The sequence below is a fragment of the Acetonema longum DSM 6540 genome, assembly GCF_000219125.1.
Lineage (GTDB): Bacteria > Bacillota > Negativicutes > Sporomusales > Acetonemataceae > Acetonema > Acetonema longum.
The window spans coordinates 17,763-35,063 of record NZ_AFGF01000040.1 but is presented as its reverse complement, the minus strand read 5'-3'; the positions used below and the strand labels follow the sequence as shown (position 1 = coordinate 35,063).

The following is a 17,301-nucleotide window of genomic DNA, read 5'->3' as shown; positions in this document are numbered from 1 at the left end:
AATATGTGCGATACATTTGTTTGATTATTGTACTATCATTTTCGGACTTTTTAAAGTCATTTCCGTAAATATCGCAAAAGGATCACCATGATGCTCTCTGATTCAGAAAATAAAAAGACCTCTGTACATCGTAGTGTACAGAGGCCTCGTTGCCATTAGTTGTAACTTATTTGCTTTGTTATATTATAATCCGGAAGAAGTATAACTGTCAATCCCATTCTTATCCGCCGGAGTATCTGAACTCGCCTTGTTCCGGGTAAAATCCGTCAATTCCCGGGTAAGAAGCGTATATAGTTTACGGGGCCTCCCTTTAGTCACTGCTTCCTCGCCGGTAACAGAGGCCAATCCCTGTTCCACCAGCCCGGCCAAGAGACGACGGGCATTACGGGTTGTCATGGATAGATACAGGGCCAGGTCATCTGCCGCAAAGGAACCCTTGTCCAGCTTGGCTACTGCCGCCAGCAGCCGGTTCAGAGTAGTCACGGAAATTCCCAGCCGCTGAGCCAAATCCCGGCTTTGAGCATCGTCGCTACGAAGATCATAACGGAGATGTGTCGCAGAGTTCAAAGGGCCCACCACACTGCGGTCGTCCAGAACCACCATCCATTTGCCCCGCCCCTGCCGTCGGGCCAATCCCAGGGCAATATGAGCATTTTTTTCGGCGGCGTGGGCGGTAGTGCCAAACCCGATACCGCCGCTGATGCTCACATCCAGCTGTCGGATAAATTCTTCCAGCAAGGGCATAACGGTAAAATTCCGGGTCACTTCATCCACAATGCCCCGGGTGGAATAGATCACATACCGACCGTTGCCGTGCGTCACGGTGGACCCCCTGACCCTTTCGGCATAATCCACCAGAAGGTCATTCACCTTAATCTCCACCCGTTGGACCGCGTAGGCTGACATGGCATCCCGGACAAAGTCGCCATACCCGTCAATTTCGACGATTTGAACGGCAATCTGGCTGAGTTTAAACCGGATGGCTTCCGATGCGCTTACGGCAATGTCCAGCATCATGCGGATATTCTCCCGGGTCGGCCAGATCCGAAATGCCGGCACACCCTTTTCTTTCAGTTCCAGATAAGTGGACAAAAAACAGGTGACTGCGGCCTGAATTTTTCCATTTTGCCATAAATCATAATGAAATTCGGTCATTTCTTTGGCCGAGACAATCCCTTCGTAGTAATTGATATAAGCTGACGGCATCTGCAGTTCAATGTCGGCAAAGGCTTCTTCAATTTCCCGCCGGCTGAAGGTATCGAAACTAATGCTCTCGATGGCCTTTTTTTCGATATAGGTTATTTGCAGCAAGGCCCGGTAAAGGCTGGTCCCGGTATGAGGAATATAAAAAAATGGCTTGCCGGCAGAGCGGGCATTCATGGCGTGGCTATAAGGGACCTTGCCGGAAAACAGCCATACGTCGGCTTCCCGCTCCCGCTCGGCCAAAATGGCGGCTACCTGGCCGGCATCCTGGTAGACCATGGGAACGGCTTCAATCATATCACGCCGTTCTGCCGCGACTTCTTGAATTAATCTGACCGAATCCAGCGGTCCGACAAGGGCCAGGCGAATCATCCCATACGTCCTCTCTTTTTCGATTCCTTGTTCAGATCCATTATATCTCCTGCCGGCGCCTAATACAATGTGTCCTGCTCTGCATTCACCGGAGCCGCAGAGAAATAAGTTAACATTCCGGCGAATTTTGCCGATATTATAACCAGAAGAACAGATGGACAGCTGTATTAGTGTAGGTGATGCAAATGACCTTACGTCCGCTTATGCAGGGAGCCATGAATGATCCCTGGCTGTTGCTGCAGCCCGGTCAGACTTCTCCCATCCCGGCCCAGCCCACATCAGCCAGTGTTGCCCAACGTTACCGCGAATGGAGCGAAGCCGCTCAGGCACAGGACAACCCGCCGCAGGCACAGCCGGCCTCAGCCCCGGAATCAAGCCAGATCCTAAAGTCTCCGAACTTCGCGGCCGTCGCCTCATCTCTGGCTCAACGGGCCCATTCCCGCTTAAAATCCTCTCAGGAGCACGAACGGGAGCTGCATACCAATGTCTGGTACCGGGAAAAAAGCATCCGGGCTTACCGGGAAGTCATCCAAGGCTTTCCCGAACAGACTGAAACAACCAGCCGCATTAACTTTATCGCTTAAGCCAAAGACCACCCGCTCGGTACACGGGTGGTCTTTTCTGTCAGAAGAGACGATTGGGCCGAAGGTTGGGTTCAGCGTTTGCCAAACGGTTTCAGCCCAATGCCTTCTTGTTCTAACAAACTATGGATTTTCTTGATCATTTCGACTGCCCCCGGAGTATCGCCGTGAACGCAAATGGTTTCGGCATTCAGAGAGATTTCCGTGTCGTCGATGGTCCGTACCTTGCCGGTCTTCACCAGGGCCAGTACCCGTTGGGCAACCATATTCACATCATGGATGACTGCTCCCGCCTGGGAACGGGGCGCCAGCCTTCCTTCCCTGGTATAAGCCCGGTCGGCGAATGCTTCTTCCACATAGTTGACGCCGGCATTCTTCGCGGCTGTTACCATGGGTGAGCCGGAGGAACAGACCATATACAAGGCGGGATCCACGCTCTTGATCGCTTCGGCGATAGCAGCGCCGATGGCAATGTCTTTTTCCGCCTGATTATACATCGCTCCATGGACTTTCACATGCTGCAGTTTCAAGCCTTGGGACTGACAGACGCCGGCTAAGGCGCCGATCTGGTACACCACATCGGCAAAGATCTCCTCATGGGAAGCGGCCATGGCCCGTCTGCCGAAACCGACCAAATCGGGAAAGGACGGATGAGCGCCAATGGCCAGGTTGTATTTCTTGGCCAGACAGACTGTCTTCAGCATGTTAGACGGATCAGAGGCATGAAAGCCGCAGGCTACGTTGATGGATGTCACATAAGGCATGGCTGCCTCATCATAGCCCAGTGTATATACACCAAAACTTTCTCCCATGTCACAATTCAGGTCAATATGCATGATACACCTCCTTAATAACCTTTACAGTACTTCTTCGATTTCCACCCGGTAGGCCGCGCCGTTAACAGCGACCCGGAAGACGCGCCCGGCAGAAGGAACCGGCACGGCTGCGACATCCTCCCGGAAGGACGCAGCAATCTCCAGGTAGGTTTGCCGCTCCAGGCGCAGGGCTTCTACCGCCGCTTCTTCCATGACCTGCCGGAAACGTACCGCATCGCCGGGTTTGGCCTGGGCCAGCTTTCTCAGATCCGGGCCGATGACAGTGCCGATCTTAGCGTAACCCCCGGTTGTCTGGCGGTCGGCCATCATGATAATCGGCATGCCGTGAGCCGGGATTTGAATGGCGCCCAGGCACAAGGCATCGGAGATGATGTCCGCTTTGCCGGTATGAGCGATTTTTTCGCCTTCCAGCCTATACCCCATCCGGTCGGCCTCATCGGTGACCGTGTAGGGGCTCCGGAAGAAGGTGGCAATGGCTTCCGGAGCAAACATGGTGTCCTGAGGGCCCAGCAACACCCGAAGGTCAATGTTTGGGTTCTGGGAAGGAATGCAGGTTGGCTGCAGCATCCGGGGCCGGGGGGCCCCTGTTTTGTCCTGACCGGCGGCCAGGGTATCCCCCGCCAACAGCGCTCTTCCCTGGAGGCCTCCCACCTTGGCCCGGGTATAGGTAGAGCGGCTCCCCAGCACATCGGGAACGTTGATGCCGCCATGGACAGCCAGATAAGCCCGGCAGCCTGTCCTGACATAGCCAAACGTAAGCTCGCTGCCGCGTTTCACCCAGAAGCTGGACCAATTAGTCACACTGACCCCGTCAAGGGCAGCCTGCATGTCGGCGCCGCAGACGGCAATCAGAAGATCCGTATCGAACCTAAAGGCGGCTCCCATGAGTGTCATTTCAATGACGGCTGCGCCATCCTTATTGCCGGCCAGCAAATTGGCCACCCGGTAGGCGTAACGGTCCATGGCGCCGGCCACAGGCATACCATAAGCCTGATAGCCCCAGCGGCCTTCATCCTGGATCGTGGTGAGCAAGCCGGGATTGGTTACGGTAAACATCTCAATCCCTCCTCTGAAGAACAGTGGACTCAGGCGTATAAGCACCTGCTTCCACCTCCCGGCGAATGGCGGAAAATTCGTCTAATGTTACTGCTTTAAACTGCAAATAGTCGCCGGCGGCAAAAGCAAATGGCCGTGAACTATGCGCGTCAAAACCGTTAATTGGCGTGCGACCTATGAGCTGCCAGCCGCCGGGGCTTTCCACGGGATAAAAGCCGGTTTGACTGCCGGCGATTCCCACCGAGCCGGCCGGAATTCGCACTCTGGGTTTTTCCAGCCGGGGTGTCGCAATTTTTTCCGACATGCCGCCCAGGTAAGGAAAACCCGGCGTAAAGCCCAGCATATAAACCTGATAAGGCACGGATGTATGGATAGCGATGACTTCATCCGGGGAAAGATCGTTATGCTGAGCGACAAAATCCAGGTCAGGGCCAAATTCGCCGCCATAACATACCGGAATGTGCACCACCCGGCCCATACCTTCAACCTGAGGCGCCTGAACCGTTCCCGCCGCGTCCAGCAGTTCTTTTGCCAGCCGGACCAACGCTGAGCGGCTCAGTTGCAGCGGATCGAAATAGACCAGCAGGGAACGGTAGGTCGGAACCACTTCCAGGATACCAGCCTGGTTTGATGTTGACAGAGAGCGGGCCAGACTGTGGACCCGACGGTTAATCTGCGCATTGATTTCATTGCCGAATTCGACGACCAAGCCTTGATCTCCCGCCTGCAGAAACTGAATTTCACTCATGTTATTCCCTCCGCGTGATTACTTCCAGAGCGCCGCCATGCCTGATAATGAAGTAATGCCCGCATAGGCGGTGATCAGTACGGCCAGGAGACCGAAAATCACAAGCCAGGTGGGATGACGGTACTGCTCGCCAATAATTTTCGGATTGCGGCAGGCAAACAGCATAGTGCCTAAAGTGACCGGCAAAATAAGCCCGTTCAGGGAGCCGGCCAGAACCAGTATTTTTACCGGCTGGCCAATCGTGACAAACACGGCTGTGGAGATGACGATAAACAGCATGATGGTATAGGAGTTGTATCTATCAATGGTTTTGGAGAAAGAACGCAGGAAGGAAACACTGGTATAGGCGGCGCCAACCACCGAAGTGATGGCAGCGGCCCAGAGCACCAGGCCAAAGAAGATATAGCCCATCTGACCGGCAGCAATCTGGAACACGGAGGCCGGCGGATTGGCTGGATTGAGCTTGCTGCCGGCCGCGACCACACCGAGAACGGCCAGAAACAGAATAGTCCGCATGACGCCTGTGACCAGGATGCCGGTGATGGCGCTTTTATTGACCTCTTTCAGATTTTCATAACCGGCAATGCCGGCATCAAGCAAGCGATGACCGCCGGCAAAGGTGATGTAACCGCCCACCGTGCCACCGACCAGGGTGATCATCGGCAGCATCAGAATCCCATAATCAGCCGGGAAAATGGAGCTGACCGCCGCCTGACCTGCCGGCGGATTTGAAACGAACATGACATAGGTAGTCAGAAGGATCATCAAGCCGCCTAAGATCTTGGCCACCCTGTCCATGGCAACACCGGCTTCTTTTGAGGCGAAAATGCCGAGAGCGATGATGCAGGAAATGATTGCTCCCGTTTGATTGGATACGCCGAGCAGGACATTTAAACCCATGCCTGCACCGGCAATATTACCGATGTTGAAGGCCAGGCCGCCCAGGACAATTAACGCAGCCACAAAATGGCCCAATCCCGGCAGAACCGCATTGGCAACATCCTGACCGCGCATGCGGCTCATAGTGATGACGCGCCAGACATTCAGTTGCGCTCCGATATCAATAATAATGGAGGCTAAAATAGCAAAGGCGAAATTAGCGGCAAACCTTTCGGTAAAAACCGTTGTCTGGGTCAAAAAACCAGGACCAATCGCCGAGGTAGCCATAATGAACGCTGCTCCCAGGAGTACCGACCAATTTGTTTTTCCCCGGGCAGGTTTGGTAAGAATCGGATCTGCCATCATCTATTCCTCCTGTTTATATTAATTTACAACGCCGCCAACTCTTCGTCGCGGATGTCGCAGATGAACATATGGCCGGGAGAATGAGTAATCATGATTTCCGGCTTCACTGTCATCGCCACTGCCTGGGGTGTAACGCCGCAGGCCCAAAATACCGGTGTTTCTCCGGGATGAATTGTGACCGAATCACCAAAATCAGGCTTCATGATATCCCTGATACCAATCACCGCCGGATCGCCGATATGAACCGGCGCGCCATGGACAGCCGGAAAGCGGGATGTGATCTGCACCGCCCGTACAACCTGGCTGGCCGGCATGGGCCGCATACTGACCACCATCCGCCCATGAAATGCGCCGGCCGGTACACAATCGATGTCGGTAAGGTACATCGGCACATTGCAGTTTTGCTCAATATGCCGCACCGGCAGACCGGCATTCAGCAGAGCGCTCTCGAAGGTAAAGCTGCATCCCAGCAGAAAAGCTACCAGATCATCCCGCCAGTAGGCGGCAATATCCGTCACTTCGGCCGTTAGAACTCCATTTTGGTAGACGCGGTATTTCGGAATCTCAAACCGGAGATCGGCGCCTGGGGCCACCCGTTTCGGCTCCGGCGAACCCACGTCAGTTACGTCGAGAATGGGACAGGGCTTTGGATTGCGCTGGGCAAACAGTAAAAAATCGTAAGCCAGCGCTTTCGGGACAATGGCCAGGTTGCCCTGCACATACCCTTTGGCCATGCCGGCGGTTGGGAGAATGAATTCATTATTATGAATCATCTCTCTAAGTTCCCTCGGCTGGCGTTCTGCTAATGAACTCATATGCATCCCACCTTCTTATAATTTGGCCGCTGCCGGCAAATCGCCGGCTGGAAGATCACTGCGGCTTGCGTGAGGCCATCATAGCACCTCCGCCGCTGATTCGCATAATTCATTTCTTCAATAGGCAGGTTCAATTTTGTTGAAGGCAGCTGCATGGGCTAAAAGGCCGACCTTTTACGGCATGTCCTTGCAAAAAGTATTTTTGTTTGTTTGGCTGAAGAGTTCACTGTACCTGAATATCAGGATGATAGTTTCCTTTCTCAACCTGACGGCGGATGGCAAAAAATTCGTCCACCGATACAGATGTGAACCGCAGATAATCCCCGGCGGTAAACGCAAAGGGATTAGAGGCTTCCGGATTGAAGGCCTTTAAGGGCGTGCGGCCGATAATCCGCCATTCACCGGCACTCTCCAGTGTGTAGAAACCGGTCAGTCTGGCGGCGATGCCAACCGATCCCTCCGGGATACGGGGACGGGTTTTGCTGACCCGAGGCACAATCAGCTTCTCGGATAAGCCCCCCAAATAAGGAAAAGCCGGTATAAAACCCAGCATGTAGATCAAATAGGATGTTGCCGTATGAATAGCGATGACTTCCGGGACCGACAGTCCGGTATGGCGGGCTACAAAATCCATATCCGGCCCGAAAACACCCCCATAGCAGACCGGCACAGAAATCGTCCTGCGGGGCGGCGGCGTGCCGATCCCGGCAATGATTTGCCCCAGCAGATCGCAGATGATTGCGGTTAAAGCAGAACGCTTGATTAATATTGGGTCAAAATAAACCATTACGGAACGGTAGGTCGGGACAACTTCAGTGATTCCCGCCGTCTGGCTCCGGTTAAGCCGCGCGGCTAATTGCTGCACCACATTATTTACGTTTTCGGATATAATGTTGCCGAAATCGGCAACCAGACCTTGTTCTCCCGCCATGAGCATCTTAACTTCCGGCATTAAGTCTTCTTCCCTGATTTGCAGCAACTCCTTTCTCTGTGATACACTAATATTATTAATAGTTTGGACATATTTGGGGCGCGGCTATGGACCGGGAGGTACGGCATTGGAAATTCGGCAGTTAAAAACCTTTATTAGTATCGTTAAACTCGGCAATTTTTCACAAGCCGCTCAATTTTTAAGCTATACACAGTCTACAGTCACAACCCATATTCAGTTACTGGAGAAGGAACTAAATACTCTATTGTTCGAACGATTCGGCCAACAAACCGTGCTGACCGAAGACGGCCAACGCCTATACGACTATGCGGAGCAAATCGTCAGGCTGGAAGAAGACGCGAAAAATGTGCTGAACCGCTCCAGCGTTCCCCGGGGCCCGCTCATCATCGGCATGCCCGAGTCCCTGTGCGTCTATCGCATGCCGGCTTTGCTCAAGGAGTACAGCTCTTTGTATCCGGATGTGGATTTAAACTTAAAATTCGGCACTGCCAGTGACTTTCGCTCTTTACTCAGAAAAAATGTGATGGATATTGCTTTTTTGCTGGAACGGTCTTTGAGTGACTCCGAACTGGACAGTACGTTTTTATGGATGGAACCCATTGTGCTGATCGCTTCGCCCCAACATGAACTTGTCAAAGCAAATTCAATCCATCCCATCGATCTCACGAATCAGACCTTTATCCTGGGGGAAGCCAGCAGCTGCTACCGGTTGGCGTTTGAAGACATCCTGGGAAAAGCGAATATTCACGTTAAAACAATTCTCGAAGTTGGACAGATTCAGGCAATTAAGCAGCTGGTACTGCAGAATCTGGGATTAACGGTGCTGCCACTGGTAGCCGTACACAAAGAACTCGTAAACCAGGAATTAGTGGCGTTACCCTGGCAGGGACCGGAAATCAAGATCAGCGCTTTTTTGGTTAAACATAAAGGGAAATGGGTTAACCACCCAATGCGGGCTTTTATAAAACTGGTTAGAGAGAAATTGATCATTTAAGCAGATTCTTGGATAGTTTCCTGCAAAGACATCCAAATCCTACCATCCGATAAGTTACGGGTATGTTTCTCTTTAAAGACTATTAATTCCTGCCAAGTGTATTTATATACAATATAATATTTTACATTGGACCGCATCAGACTAAGATGAATGATTAATTCTCCGCAGCATATAAAAAAGATGTCACAAAGCATTTACAATGCAGTGCGACATCTTTTATTTTGTTAAATATCCAGGACCGCTTTTTCCAGCACTTTCAATCTTTCTTTAGCCCGTTCAATGCCGGGATGACCAGGGGGGGCGTATTTCAGGAAGTTCTTATAGGAGCCAATGATCAGGGCCATGCGTTTGTTCTGGTCAGCAATCTCGGCTCTGAGAATGGCATCCTTGACAAATGCGCTGGTCTTCGGGTCTTTCGGGTCCGGTGCTGTCTTGCCTGTCTCGGCCTTCTTTTTAGATTCCGCCACTTCCTTAGCTTCCAAGGCTATGGCTAGGTTGAAGTAGGCCGACGCATTCTGGGGATGCAGAGCGACCGCCTTGTCCAGGTCCACCAGAGCCAAATCCAGCATGTCCTTTTTTAAATAGGCCACGCCGCGCAATTCATAGGCCCGGTGGTCGGCAGAGTCTTGTTGGAGCGCTTTGGTTAAATCGGCAATGGCTTCATCATACCGGCCAGCCATCAGATAGCAGCCGCCGCGCCCGGTCAGGCCGCCGGCAATCCCATGGTCCAAAGCCAGGGCGACGTTATAGTCCGACATGGCCTGCTGGTTCCGCCCCATCGCCTGAAGCGCCTGAGCCCGGCCTACGTAAGCAACCGCATCTTTGCCATCCAGTTTAATCAGTTCCGTATAGTCGGCTGCGGCTTCTTTGTACCTGCCGGTCAAATAATAGGCGTTTGCCCGCTGGGATCTGCCGGCTGCCAGGTCCGGCTGAATTTCCAGGGCCCTGGTATAATCCGGGACGGCCTGTTCCAATTGGTTTCGCTCCCGGTAAACGTTGGCACGGTTGAGATAGGCGTAGGCATCCTGAGGGTCCAACTCCAGAGCGCGGCTATACTCGTTGATCGCCGTATCATATTGTCCCTTCATATAGTAGCAGTTGCCCCGATAATAGTAGGCCAAAGCAAAATCAGGCGCCAGAGCGACCGCCTTGTTGAAGTCCGCCAGAGCTTGATCATCGCTGCCTTGCTGGTAACGGACCAGGCCACGGTAGTAATAGGCGTACATATACTGAGGATTGATTTTTATCGCCTGGTTCAGTTCACGCACTGCCTGATCGTAAGCTTCTTTCAGATAATAGATGCTGCCTTTATTGACAAGGGCCTCTACACGGCGGGATTCCAAGGCAAGGACCTGGTTATACAGGTTCAGCGCCTGGTTGTAATCCTTCGCCACATACAGCCGGTTGGCCTCTTCCAGCAGGGTATTGGCCCGCAGTTGCCGTTCCAGCGCCGCCGCAGTCGCCTGGACCGCCGTCTGGCGCAGCAGACTTTCATTCTCAGCGCTAAGAGCAACATTTTGCTGCAAAATATGTGGCTCCGCCCCAATAGAGGCAATCTGGGCCGGATTCACAGTTACTCTGATTTTAATATAGGCGCCGGGACTGCCGGCCTGGTTGACAGCCTGGCGTTCTAAAACCCGGACCTGTCCGATGCTCATAGCCGCAGGCCGTAACTGTGATTGAGAAAAACTATATTTCTTCCATTCCGTATAATTCTGGAAAGCATTCACGACTTGATCAGCAGCGGCCTGCCGGGCATAAAGAAAGGCTTTGTCCTCCATCCCGGAAGCTGTCTCGAACTCGCTGCCCATATGGGTGTAGGAAACCACAAAATCTTTATCTCCCGGCGCTGCGCTCACGGTAAGGGTTACCGCCCAGAGAACCGCAGCCACCGCCATCAGGTAAGCTGTCCTGATTTTATTCCCATATATAGAAAACATTATGTACCTCCTTTATAGCCCACTGAAAACTCACTCACCTGCCCGGACGGTCCGTCGGCCTTTGGGTCGGACGCTGGGTCGGTTTTGTAAGCGGTTTTTCCTTGGGTTTATCTTTCGACTCGTCCCCGTCGGCGTCATGATCATCCGCCTCCGGCTCTTCCGGTTTGGGGGGCTGAACCGGCGGTGTAAAAGGACTGATGATCACTTCGTTCTTAGGATCTTTCAAGAGAGGGGTTTCGGAAAAGGCTTCCCGAATGGAGGTAGTCTTATAGGCTAATTTGGCCGCAGGCGGGAATTGCTCCACCGGCAGTTTGGATGCCTCTCCCTCCATGTATTCCCGCCACATCAGGGCAGGCAGCCAGCCGCCGGTAACATCCTGCAGGCTTTCGTTGTTATCGCAGCCGATCCATACCCCAGTCACCAGATTGGGGGTAAAGCCGATAAACCAGGCATCCCGGTAATCATTGGTGGTGCCGGTCTTGCCGGCCGCCGGGCGGGGAATGGCCGCTACCTGGCCGGTTCCCCGCAGAAGGACGCCGCGCAGCATATCCACCAGGACCGATGTCACCTTAGGATCTACCACTTCGGCCAATCTGGGTTTTTCGTAGGTTTCCAGAATATTGCCGTCCTGGTCTACCACTTTCAATATGCTCACCGGCTCGGCCCGGACGCCTTTATTGGCCAGGACGCCATAAGCCGAGGTCATCTCAAGGACGGTAACGCCGCGGATTAATCCGCCCAGGCCCAGACCTAAGGTCCGGTCATTCTCCTTGCCTTTGCGCACCAAAGTTGTGATCCCCATTTTTTCAGCATAATCCAGCGGCTTATCCGGTCCGACAAAATCAACCAGTCTGACCGCGATTACGTTCAGGGAACGTTCCAGGGCCGACCGCAGGGTTACCATGCCGTGCCATTTTTTATCGTAATTTTTCGGCTCATAGTTTTTGAATTTTACTTCTTTATCTTCTATTACCGTATCCGGCGACACCCCTTCGGCAACAGCCGCCAGATAGACAAAGGACTTGAAGGAAGAACCGGGCTGACGCTCCGCCAGTACGGCCCGGTTAAATTTGTCGGTTCCCCGGCCGCCGACCATGGCCTTAATATGACCGGTCTTGGGATCAATGGATACCAAGGCGGCCTGGGGCTGATCATTATTTTTCTTGTCGACAAACTGTTTGGGCAGATTTTTGAGAATAGTCTGCTCCGCATCCCGCTGCATATTCATGTCCAGAGTGGTGTAAATCTTGAGGCCGCCCTTATAGACCATATTGGCGCCATATTTGGCAATCATCTGCTGCAGGACATAGTCAACAAAGTAAGGGGCAGTGGCCCGTTTCAGCTGTTCCCGCTCCCGATCCGCTTTCTCTTTCTCCCTGGCGGCTTTTTCCCTTTCAGTTTCTTTCTTGCCGCCGATATGTATTTCTTCCTGTTTAGCCGCGGCAAACTCTTCCTGGGTGATAAAACCGGCTTCGAGCATTTGGCCCAGGACCATGATCTGGCGTCCCTTGGCGGCATTGAAGTCCTGATATGGCGAATAGTCGCTGGGGCGCTTGGGAATTCCCGCCAGCAAAGCTGCTTCGGCTACCGTGATTTCCTCCACGTTTTTGCCGAAATAGACTCTGGCCGCAGTCTGAGCGCCATAGGCGCCTTCGCCGAAATAAATCTGGTTTAAGTACATCTCCAAGATTTCATCTTTTGTATACTGGCTCTCCAGTTCCCAGGACAGAAAAGCTTCCTGCAGTTTACGCGTGATCGTCCGGTCCTGAGTCAGAATGGCGTTCTTAGCCAGCTGCTGGGTAATGGTGCTGCCGCCCTCCAGGACGCTCCCCCGGCTGAGATTAATCCACATAGCCCGGAAAATCGCCCGAAAATCAATGCCGCCATGACTGTAGAAGCGGACATCTTCCGTAGCGATAAAGGACTGCTGCAGATGCTTGGGAATTCTATTCAGCGGAACAGGTAAACGGTTCTCTTCGGCATGCAGCGTAGCAATGACCTGCCCGTCGCTGGAGATGATCTGGGAAGACACCGCCGGACGTATGTTGCGGGTCAGAGCAGGCGCCGCATCAATAATCGGTTTTAAATATATATAAAGTGCGATGAACAAGACCGCCAGCGTTCCCCCGGCGATCATCCCGGCCCATTTACAGCGGTGGCGAAATTTTTTTCCTTCTTCGCTGGCCAGAAATACCTTAGCCCGTTCTATGTGGGTCCGAGGGTCCTGTCGCAGAAGCGACAAAAATTTCACGGCGGATGCAGCAGCATATTCCTTCGATCTGACGAGGCATTCTCTCATTGTAGCAGCGTATCCTTTAGATTTGGCAGCCTTAAGCGTAACAGCAGCCTTCGCAGCACATTCTTTAGACTTCGCAATAAATCCGGCCACTCGTTCCTTAACCGGTTTTATATATTTTTTTGTCATTTCATCAACCCTCCGGCAGGTATTTGACGCTGTGGAATCCCTGCAGCACAGGAGTCCGGACGACAAGGGTCAACAAATTAGGCCCTTTAGTCTACGGTTATTTTACCACAGAGTAGGGGAAAATGGGAAAGGCTTTTCGGTAAATGGCCCCTGCAAAACTTTTCCATCATCCGCTCTATAAAGAAAATCACTCCCGGCTGTTCACAGAACAAATGGGAGTGATCACATAAAATTTGTATAGACTACTGCATATGAAACCGAAAAGAAATGTTTTCTGAATGATCCCGCCCGCAGGAGGCTGAAGTGACGCAGATGGACCTTTCAACAGTCCCCCTCGCCGCAGGACTTGCGAATGACCAGTTCCGGCATATACGTCACCACTGCCGGCTTACGGCCGGGATTTTTGCCCTGAAGCCGGCCGATCAATAAAGCAGCCGCTTTTTTCCCCATGTCATAGGCAGGCTGGGCTACAACCGTAACCGGCGGCTCAATCTGAGAAGCCCATTCCCAGTCATCGAAGCCGATCACCGCCACATCCTGGGGAACCTTAATCTTTAAGCGTTTTAGCACTTTCACGATGGCCATGGTCATCAGGTTGTTTACGCCAAAGAGGGCGCTTGGTCTGTCCGGTCGGGTAAACAAGGCGGCAAGGGTCTTTTCCACGGCAGTCTCCGTAGCGTCGGTCTCCAGCAGCCAGTCCTCCCGGTAGGGGATGCCATTGGCGACAAGAGCCTCCCGATAGCCATGCACCCGTTCCAGCCGCGGACTAACTGCCTGGTAGGGCAAGGTCAGCATGGCAATTTTATTGTGTCCCTGGCGGATCAGATGGTCGATGACCGCTTTCACCCCGGCAGCGCAGTCCACTGTCACTGTGTCGCACTGCAGTTCAGGAACCTTACGGTCAATCAGCACCACCGGCATCTGTTGGCTGATGGATGCCAGCAGCGAATTGTTTTTGCCGGTGGTATTGATAATCAGGCCGTCAATCTGCTTAGCGGCCAGAATATCCACATACTGTCTTTCCTTGGCGGGGCGGTCATCGGCATTGCACAGGATCAGGTTGAATCCAGCCTGTTGGCAATAGTCCTCAATCCCCCGGATCACACTGGTCGAAAACGGATTTAAAATATTGGCCACAATCGCCGCAAGTGTATGAGTTCTTTTCTGCTTGAGACCGCGGGCCAGAGCATTGGGCCGGTAACCGGTGGCGTCGATGACCGCAGTGATCCGGTCACGGGTTTCCAGACTCATGCACTCATAGCGTTCATTCAGGTAACGGGAGACCGTGCTTTTCGAGACCCCTGCCTGAGCGGCAACATCACTGATAGTAATCGGCATTGCCGCCTGACCGGGTCGGTCACGGTCCCCAGTCATGCCAGATTCCCCCATTGTTAGCGCTGTACCCGTCCGGAGCCGTCGCCGGCCATCAGAGTTTTGACTTCGCCGACTGTCACGTGATTGTGGTCGCCTTCGATGGAGTGCTTCAGGCAGGATGCCGCTACGGCAAACTCCAGGGAGTCCTTGGCGGAATAATCCGACAGCATGGCGTAAATCAGGCCGCCGGCAAAAGAATCGCCGCCACCCACCCGGTCCACGATATGGATGGGATAGCTGCGGGAGAAATGATACTGGTCATCCTGATACAGCATGGCCGCCCAGTTGTTATCCGAAGCTGAAATGCTGCCCCGCAGGGTAATGGCCACAGTTTTGAAGCCAAACCGGTCCTTTAACTGTTTGGCCACATCTTTATAGCCTTCATGGCTCAAGGAGCCGCCGGTTACATCAGTGTTTTGGGCCTTAATGCCGAAGACTTTTTCCGCATCTTCTTCATTGGCGATGGCCACATCCACATAAGGCATATAGGCAGCCATGACTTTGCCGGCCTTTTCGCTGGTCCAAAGATTTTTGCGGAAGTTCAGGTCGCAGCTTACGGTCAGGCCGTGTTCCTTGGCTTTTTTGCAGGATTCCAGAACGGCTTCGGCAGCGCTGTCCGACAGAGCCGGGGTTATGCCGGTAAAATGGAACCACTGAGCGCCCTTGAAGATTTTGTCCCAGTCGAAATCCTCTTTTCTAGCCGTGGAGATCGAAGAATATTTGCGGTCGTAGACTACTTTGGAAGGACGCTGGGAAGCCCCTTTTTCACAAAAGTAAATACCCAGGCGCTCGCCGCCTCTGGCCATATGAGTGGTATCGACGCCATATCGGCGCATTTCATTCACAGCCGCCTGGCCGATGGGATTGTCAGGAACTTTGGTGACAAAGGCTGCATCCAGACCATAATTGGCCGCCGATACGCACACATTTGCCTCGCCGCCGCCATACACCACTTCAAAGGCATTCGCCTGCTCAAAGCGAAGATATCCGGGAGGGGCCAATCTCAACATGATTTCACCGAAACATACTACTTTCGCCACTTATGTATACCCCCTTCAATTATTAAGTATATATACACAGGAACTACTGCGACCTCGAACCTAGGCGCGACGAGGACGGGCGTGAGACTGTACGTTCGCAGGGTACGCCGATACTAGAAAGATGCGGAGCATCGTGAGATCAGGAGGAAAGCAGGTCGCTTTTCGACATAATCACAACAAAACCATCTGTTGCCTATGACCCGAAAAGAGACGCTTTCTGAATGAGCCCGCCCGCAGGAGGCTGAAGTGACGCAGATGGGCCTTTTTCAACGGGCCCCTGCGCGGGCGGCGCGGATTTTTTCGATAAACTGCTTACCGATGTCCGTAATAGACTGATAGTCCCCTTTCTTGGCGCCGGCGGTCAGGTTACCGCCTGCACCCACAGCTACGCAGCCAGCTTTGATCCAGTCAGCCACGTTGTCTAAGCCGACGCCGCCGGTAGGCATCAAGGGAGCCTGGGGCAGAGGGCCTTTTACCGCCTTGACGAAGGTAGCGCCCAATGCTTCGCCGGGGAAAACCTTGATAATATCCGCACCGGCTTCCATGGCTTCGACGATTTCCCGGATGGTGGCGCAGCCGGGCATCACGGGGATCTGATAGCGGTTACACAGCTTAATAGTATCAAAATTCAGGGACGGACTGACAATATACTGAGCGCCGGCCAAAATCGCAATGCGGGCAGTTTCCGGGTCCATTACAGTACCGGCGCCGATAATGATCTCGCCGGATTGATATACTTTGGCCAGATCTTCAATGACCTTGGCCGCGCCCGGCACGGTAAAGGTGATCTCGATGCCGGCAATGCCGGCTTTGGCGCAGGCATCGGCAATTTTAACCGCCTGCTCGGAGTTTTCCGCTCTGACTACTGCAACCAGGCCGCAGTCGGTAATTTTGCTCAGAATTTTCAGTTTTTGCATCATGACAATATACGCCTCCATCCATTAGTAAACCGGTTTAGTAAACCGGTTTACTAATGGTATTCGCGCCCCAAATGAATATTCCTGCTTTTCCAGCAGGAATCCATGCAATTATTCGAATTTTACAAAACTATTTTCCACTTATCGCAACGGGAGGAAAATTTGACCAATCAATAGAAATGCATAGTTAGTAAATACTAACCATATCCGGCTTGCTGCACACAGGCCTTTCGCGGCAGACCGGTAAAAACTGAGGAGGATGAGATTGTGAAGCAAGTAGCCTATCATGAATATGCCAGCCAAGCACTGCCTATTCTGAGCAAAGGGGCATTTCTTACCACTGCCCATGGTGACAAACGCAATACTATGACCATTGGCTGGGGCAATATAGGCTTTATCTGGGGCAAGCCGGTATTCACAGCCATGATCCGGCATTCCCGTTTTACCCATGAATTGATCGAAACAAGCGGCGAATTTACCGTCTCCTTCCCCTTCGGGGACCAGGGGAAGGCCTTGAGTCTCTGCGGCACCAAGTCCGGCCGCGACCTGGATAAGTTTGCCGCAGCCAATCTGCAAACTGTTCCCGGCCAGAAGATCGCAACGCCGGTGATCAACCTGGCCGGATTACATTATGAATGCCAAACCGTGTATAGGCAGGACATGTCTCCCTCTGATCTCGTCCCTGCATTCCAGAGCAAATGGTATGGCGACACCGACTATCATACTTTATATTATGGCGAAATCGTCGCCTGCTATGTAACGGAATAGAGGAACCAGGAAAGGGGGCCACATTCACAAAAACG

General features: G+C 52.9%; 15 protein-coding genes. 3 read left to right on the top strand and 12 right to left on the bottom strand.

Annotated elements, in window-relative coordinates:
* Positions 1-183: 183 nt before the first annotated feature.
* Positions 184-1,575, bottom strand: coding sequence for a helix-turn-helix domain-containing protein (locus ALO_RS04845; protein WP_004093446.1), 1,392 nt, complete (start codon positions 1,573-1,575; stop codon positions 184-186).
* Positions 1,576-1,760: 185 nt separating this feature from the next.
* Here ALO_RS04845 and ALO_RS04840 point away from each other — a divergent pair, with 185 nt between their 5' ends.
* A complete protein-coding gene (locus ALO_RS04840; RefSeq protein ID WP_004093445.1) occupies positions 1,761-2,159 on the top strand; it encodes a hypothetical protein in 399 nt (132 codons plus the stop codon).
* Positions 2,160-2,230: 71 nt separating this feature from the next.
* Here ALO_RS04840 and ALO_RS04835 read toward each other — a convergent pair whose 3' ends face one another.
* The 6 genes from ALO_RS04835 to pxpB (ALO_RS04810) form a co-directional block, all read right to left on the bottom strand.
* A complete protein-coding gene (locus ALO_RS04835; RefSeq protein ID WP_004093442.1) occupies positions 2,231-2,992 on the bottom strand; it encodes a LamB/YcsF family protein in 762 nt (253 codons plus the stop codon).
* Positions 2,993-3,013: 21 nt separating this feature from the next.
* Entirely contained in the window at positions 3,014-4,048 is a 1,035-nt protein-coding gene (locus ALO_RS04830; protein ID WP_004093440.1) for a 5-oxoprolinase subunit C family protein, read from the bottom strand.
* 1 nt (position 4,049) lies between these two features.
* Positions 4,050-4,796 carry a 5-oxoprolinase subunit PxpB gene (gene pxpB, locus ALO_RS04825; protein ID WP_004093438.1) on the bottom strand — a complete coding sequence of 249 codons (747 nt, stop codon included), beginning with the start codon at positions 4,794-4,796 and terminating at the stop codon, positions 4,050-4,052.
* Between the two features lie 18 nt (positions 4,797-4,814).
* A complete protein-coding gene (locus ALO_RS04820) occupies positions 4,815-6,038 on the bottom strand; it encodes an NRAMP family divalent metal transporter (protein ID WP_004093436.1) in 1,224 nt (407 codons plus the stop codon).
* 26 nt (positions 6,039-6,064) lie between these two features.
* On the bottom strand, positions 6,065-6,856 hold the full coding sequence (locus tag ALO_RS04815) for a putative hydro-lyase (RefSeq protein WP_004093427.1): 792 nt from the start codon (positions 6,854-6,856) through the stop codon (positions 6,065-6,067).
* A 223-nt stretch (positions 6,857-7,079) separates the two neighbouring features.
* Positions 7,080-7,808 (bottom strand): 5-oxoprolinase subunit PxpB, encoded by a 729-nt coding sequence (gene pxpB / locus ALO_RS04810; RefSeq protein ID WP_004093423.1) that lies wholly within the window; start codon positions 7,806-7,808, stop codon positions 7,080-7,082.
* A gap of 106 nt (positions 7,809-7,914) precedes the next feature.
* On the opposite strand from pxpB (ALO_RS04810), the gene ALO_RS04805 reads away from it, so the two are divergent.
* Positions 7,915-8,802, top strand: a complete 888-nt coding sequence (locus tag ALO_RS04805; RefSeq protein WP_004093421.1) for a LysR family transcriptional regulator — start codon at positions 7,915-7,917, stop codon at positions 8,800-8,802.
* Positions 8,803-9,026: 224 nt separating this feature from the next.
* Here ALO_RS04805 and ALO_RS20715 read toward each other — a convergent pair whose 3' ends face one another.
* From ALO_RS20715 to ALO_RS04780, 5 genes are all read right to left on the bottom strand, one after another.
* A complete protein-coding gene (locus tag ALO_RS20715; RefSeq protein ID WP_004093419.1) occupies positions 9,027-10,742 on the bottom strand; it encodes a tetratricopeptide repeat protein in 1,716 nt (571 codons plus the stop codon).
* A 34-nt stretch (positions 10,743-10,776) separates the two neighbouring features.
* Positions 10,777-13,167: a transglycosylase domain-containing protein gene (locus ALO_RS04795; protein WP_004093417.1), complete on the bottom strand. Its 2,391-nt coding sequence runs from the start codon at positions 13,165-13,167 to the stop codon at positions 10,777-10,779.
* 321 nt (positions 13,168-13,488) lie between these two features.
* Positions 13,489-14,541 (bottom strand): LacI family DNA-binding transcriptional regulator, encoded by a 1,053-nt coding sequence (locus ALO_RS04790; protein WP_004093416.1) that lies wholly within the window; start codon positions 14,539-14,541, stop codon positions 13,489-13,491.
* A 17-nt stretch (positions 14,542-14,558) separates the two neighbouring features.
* Positions 14,559-15,581 carry a sugar kinase gene (locus ALO_RS04785; protein WP_004093415.1) on the bottom strand — a complete coding sequence of 341 codons (1,023 nt, stop codon included), beginning with the start codon at positions 15,579-15,581 and terminating at the stop codon, positions 14,559-14,561.
* A gap of 266 nt (positions 15,582-15,847) precedes the next feature.
* Positions 15,848-16,498 (bottom strand): bifunctional 2-keto-4-hydroxyglutarate aldolase/2-keto-3-deoxy-6-phosphogluconate aldolase, encoded by a 651-nt coding sequence (locus ALO_RS04780; protein ID WP_004093413.1) that lies wholly within the window; start codon positions 16,496-16,498, stop codon positions 15,848-15,850.
* A 267-nt stretch (positions 16,499-16,765) separates the two neighbouring features.
* On the opposite strand from ALO_RS04780, the gene ALO_RS04775 reads away from it, so the two are divergent.
* Positions 16,766-17,266, top strand: a complete 501-nt coding sequence (locus ALO_RS04775; RefSeq protein WP_004093407.1) for a flavin reductase family protein — start codon at positions 16,766-16,768, stop codon at positions 17,264-17,266.
* The last annotated feature ends 35 nt before the right edge of the window (positions 17,267-17,301 follow it).

Coding starts and splice junctions, on each gene's coding strand:
- pxpB (WP_004093438.1), bottom strand. CDS start 4,796: ATGAGTGAAATTCAGTTTCTGCAGGCGGGAGATCAAGGCTTGGTCGTC.
- ALO_RS04835 (WP_004093442.1), bottom strand. CDS start 2,992: ATGCATATTGACCTGAATTGTGACATGGGAGAAAGTTTTGGTGTATAT.
- pxpB (WP_004093423.1), bottom strand. CDS start 7,808: ATGCCGGAAGTTAAGATGCTCATGGCGGGAGAACAAGGTCTGGTTGCC.
- ALO_RS20715 (WP_004093419.1), bottom strand. CDS start 10,742: ATGTTTTCTATATATGGGAATAAAATCAGGACAGCTTACCTGATGGCG.
- ALO_RS04790 (WP_004093416.1), bottom strand. CDS start 14,541: ATGACTGGGGACCGTGACCGACCCGGTCAGGCGGCAATGCCGATTACT.
- ALO_RS04780 (WP_004093413.1), bottom strand. CDS start 16,498: ATGCAAAAACTGAAAATTCTGAGCAAAATTACCGACTGCGGCCTGGTT.
- ALO_RS04820 (WP_004093436.1), bottom strand. CDS start 6,038: ATGGCAGATCCGATTCTTACCAAACCTGCCCGGGGAAAAACAAATTGG.
- ALO_RS04815 (WP_004093427.1), bottom strand. CDS start 6,856: ATGAGTTCATTAGCAGAACGCCAGCCGAGGGAACTTAGAGAGATGATT.
- ALO_RS04840 (WP_004093445.1), top strand. CDS start 1,761: ATGACCTTACGTCCGCTTATGCAGGGAGCCATGAATGATCCCTGGCTG.
- ALO_RS04795 (WP_004093417.1), bottom strand. CDS start 13,167: ATGACAAAAAAATATATAAAACCGGTTAAGGAACGAGTGGCCGGATTT.
- ALO_RS04830 (WP_004093440.1), bottom strand. CDS start 4,048: ATGTTTACCGTAACCAATCCCGGCTTGCTCACCACGATCCAGGATGAA.
- ALO_RS04845 (WP_004093446.1), bottom strand. CDS start 1,575: ATGATTCGCCTGGCCCTTGTCGGACCGCTGGATTCGGTCAGATTAATT.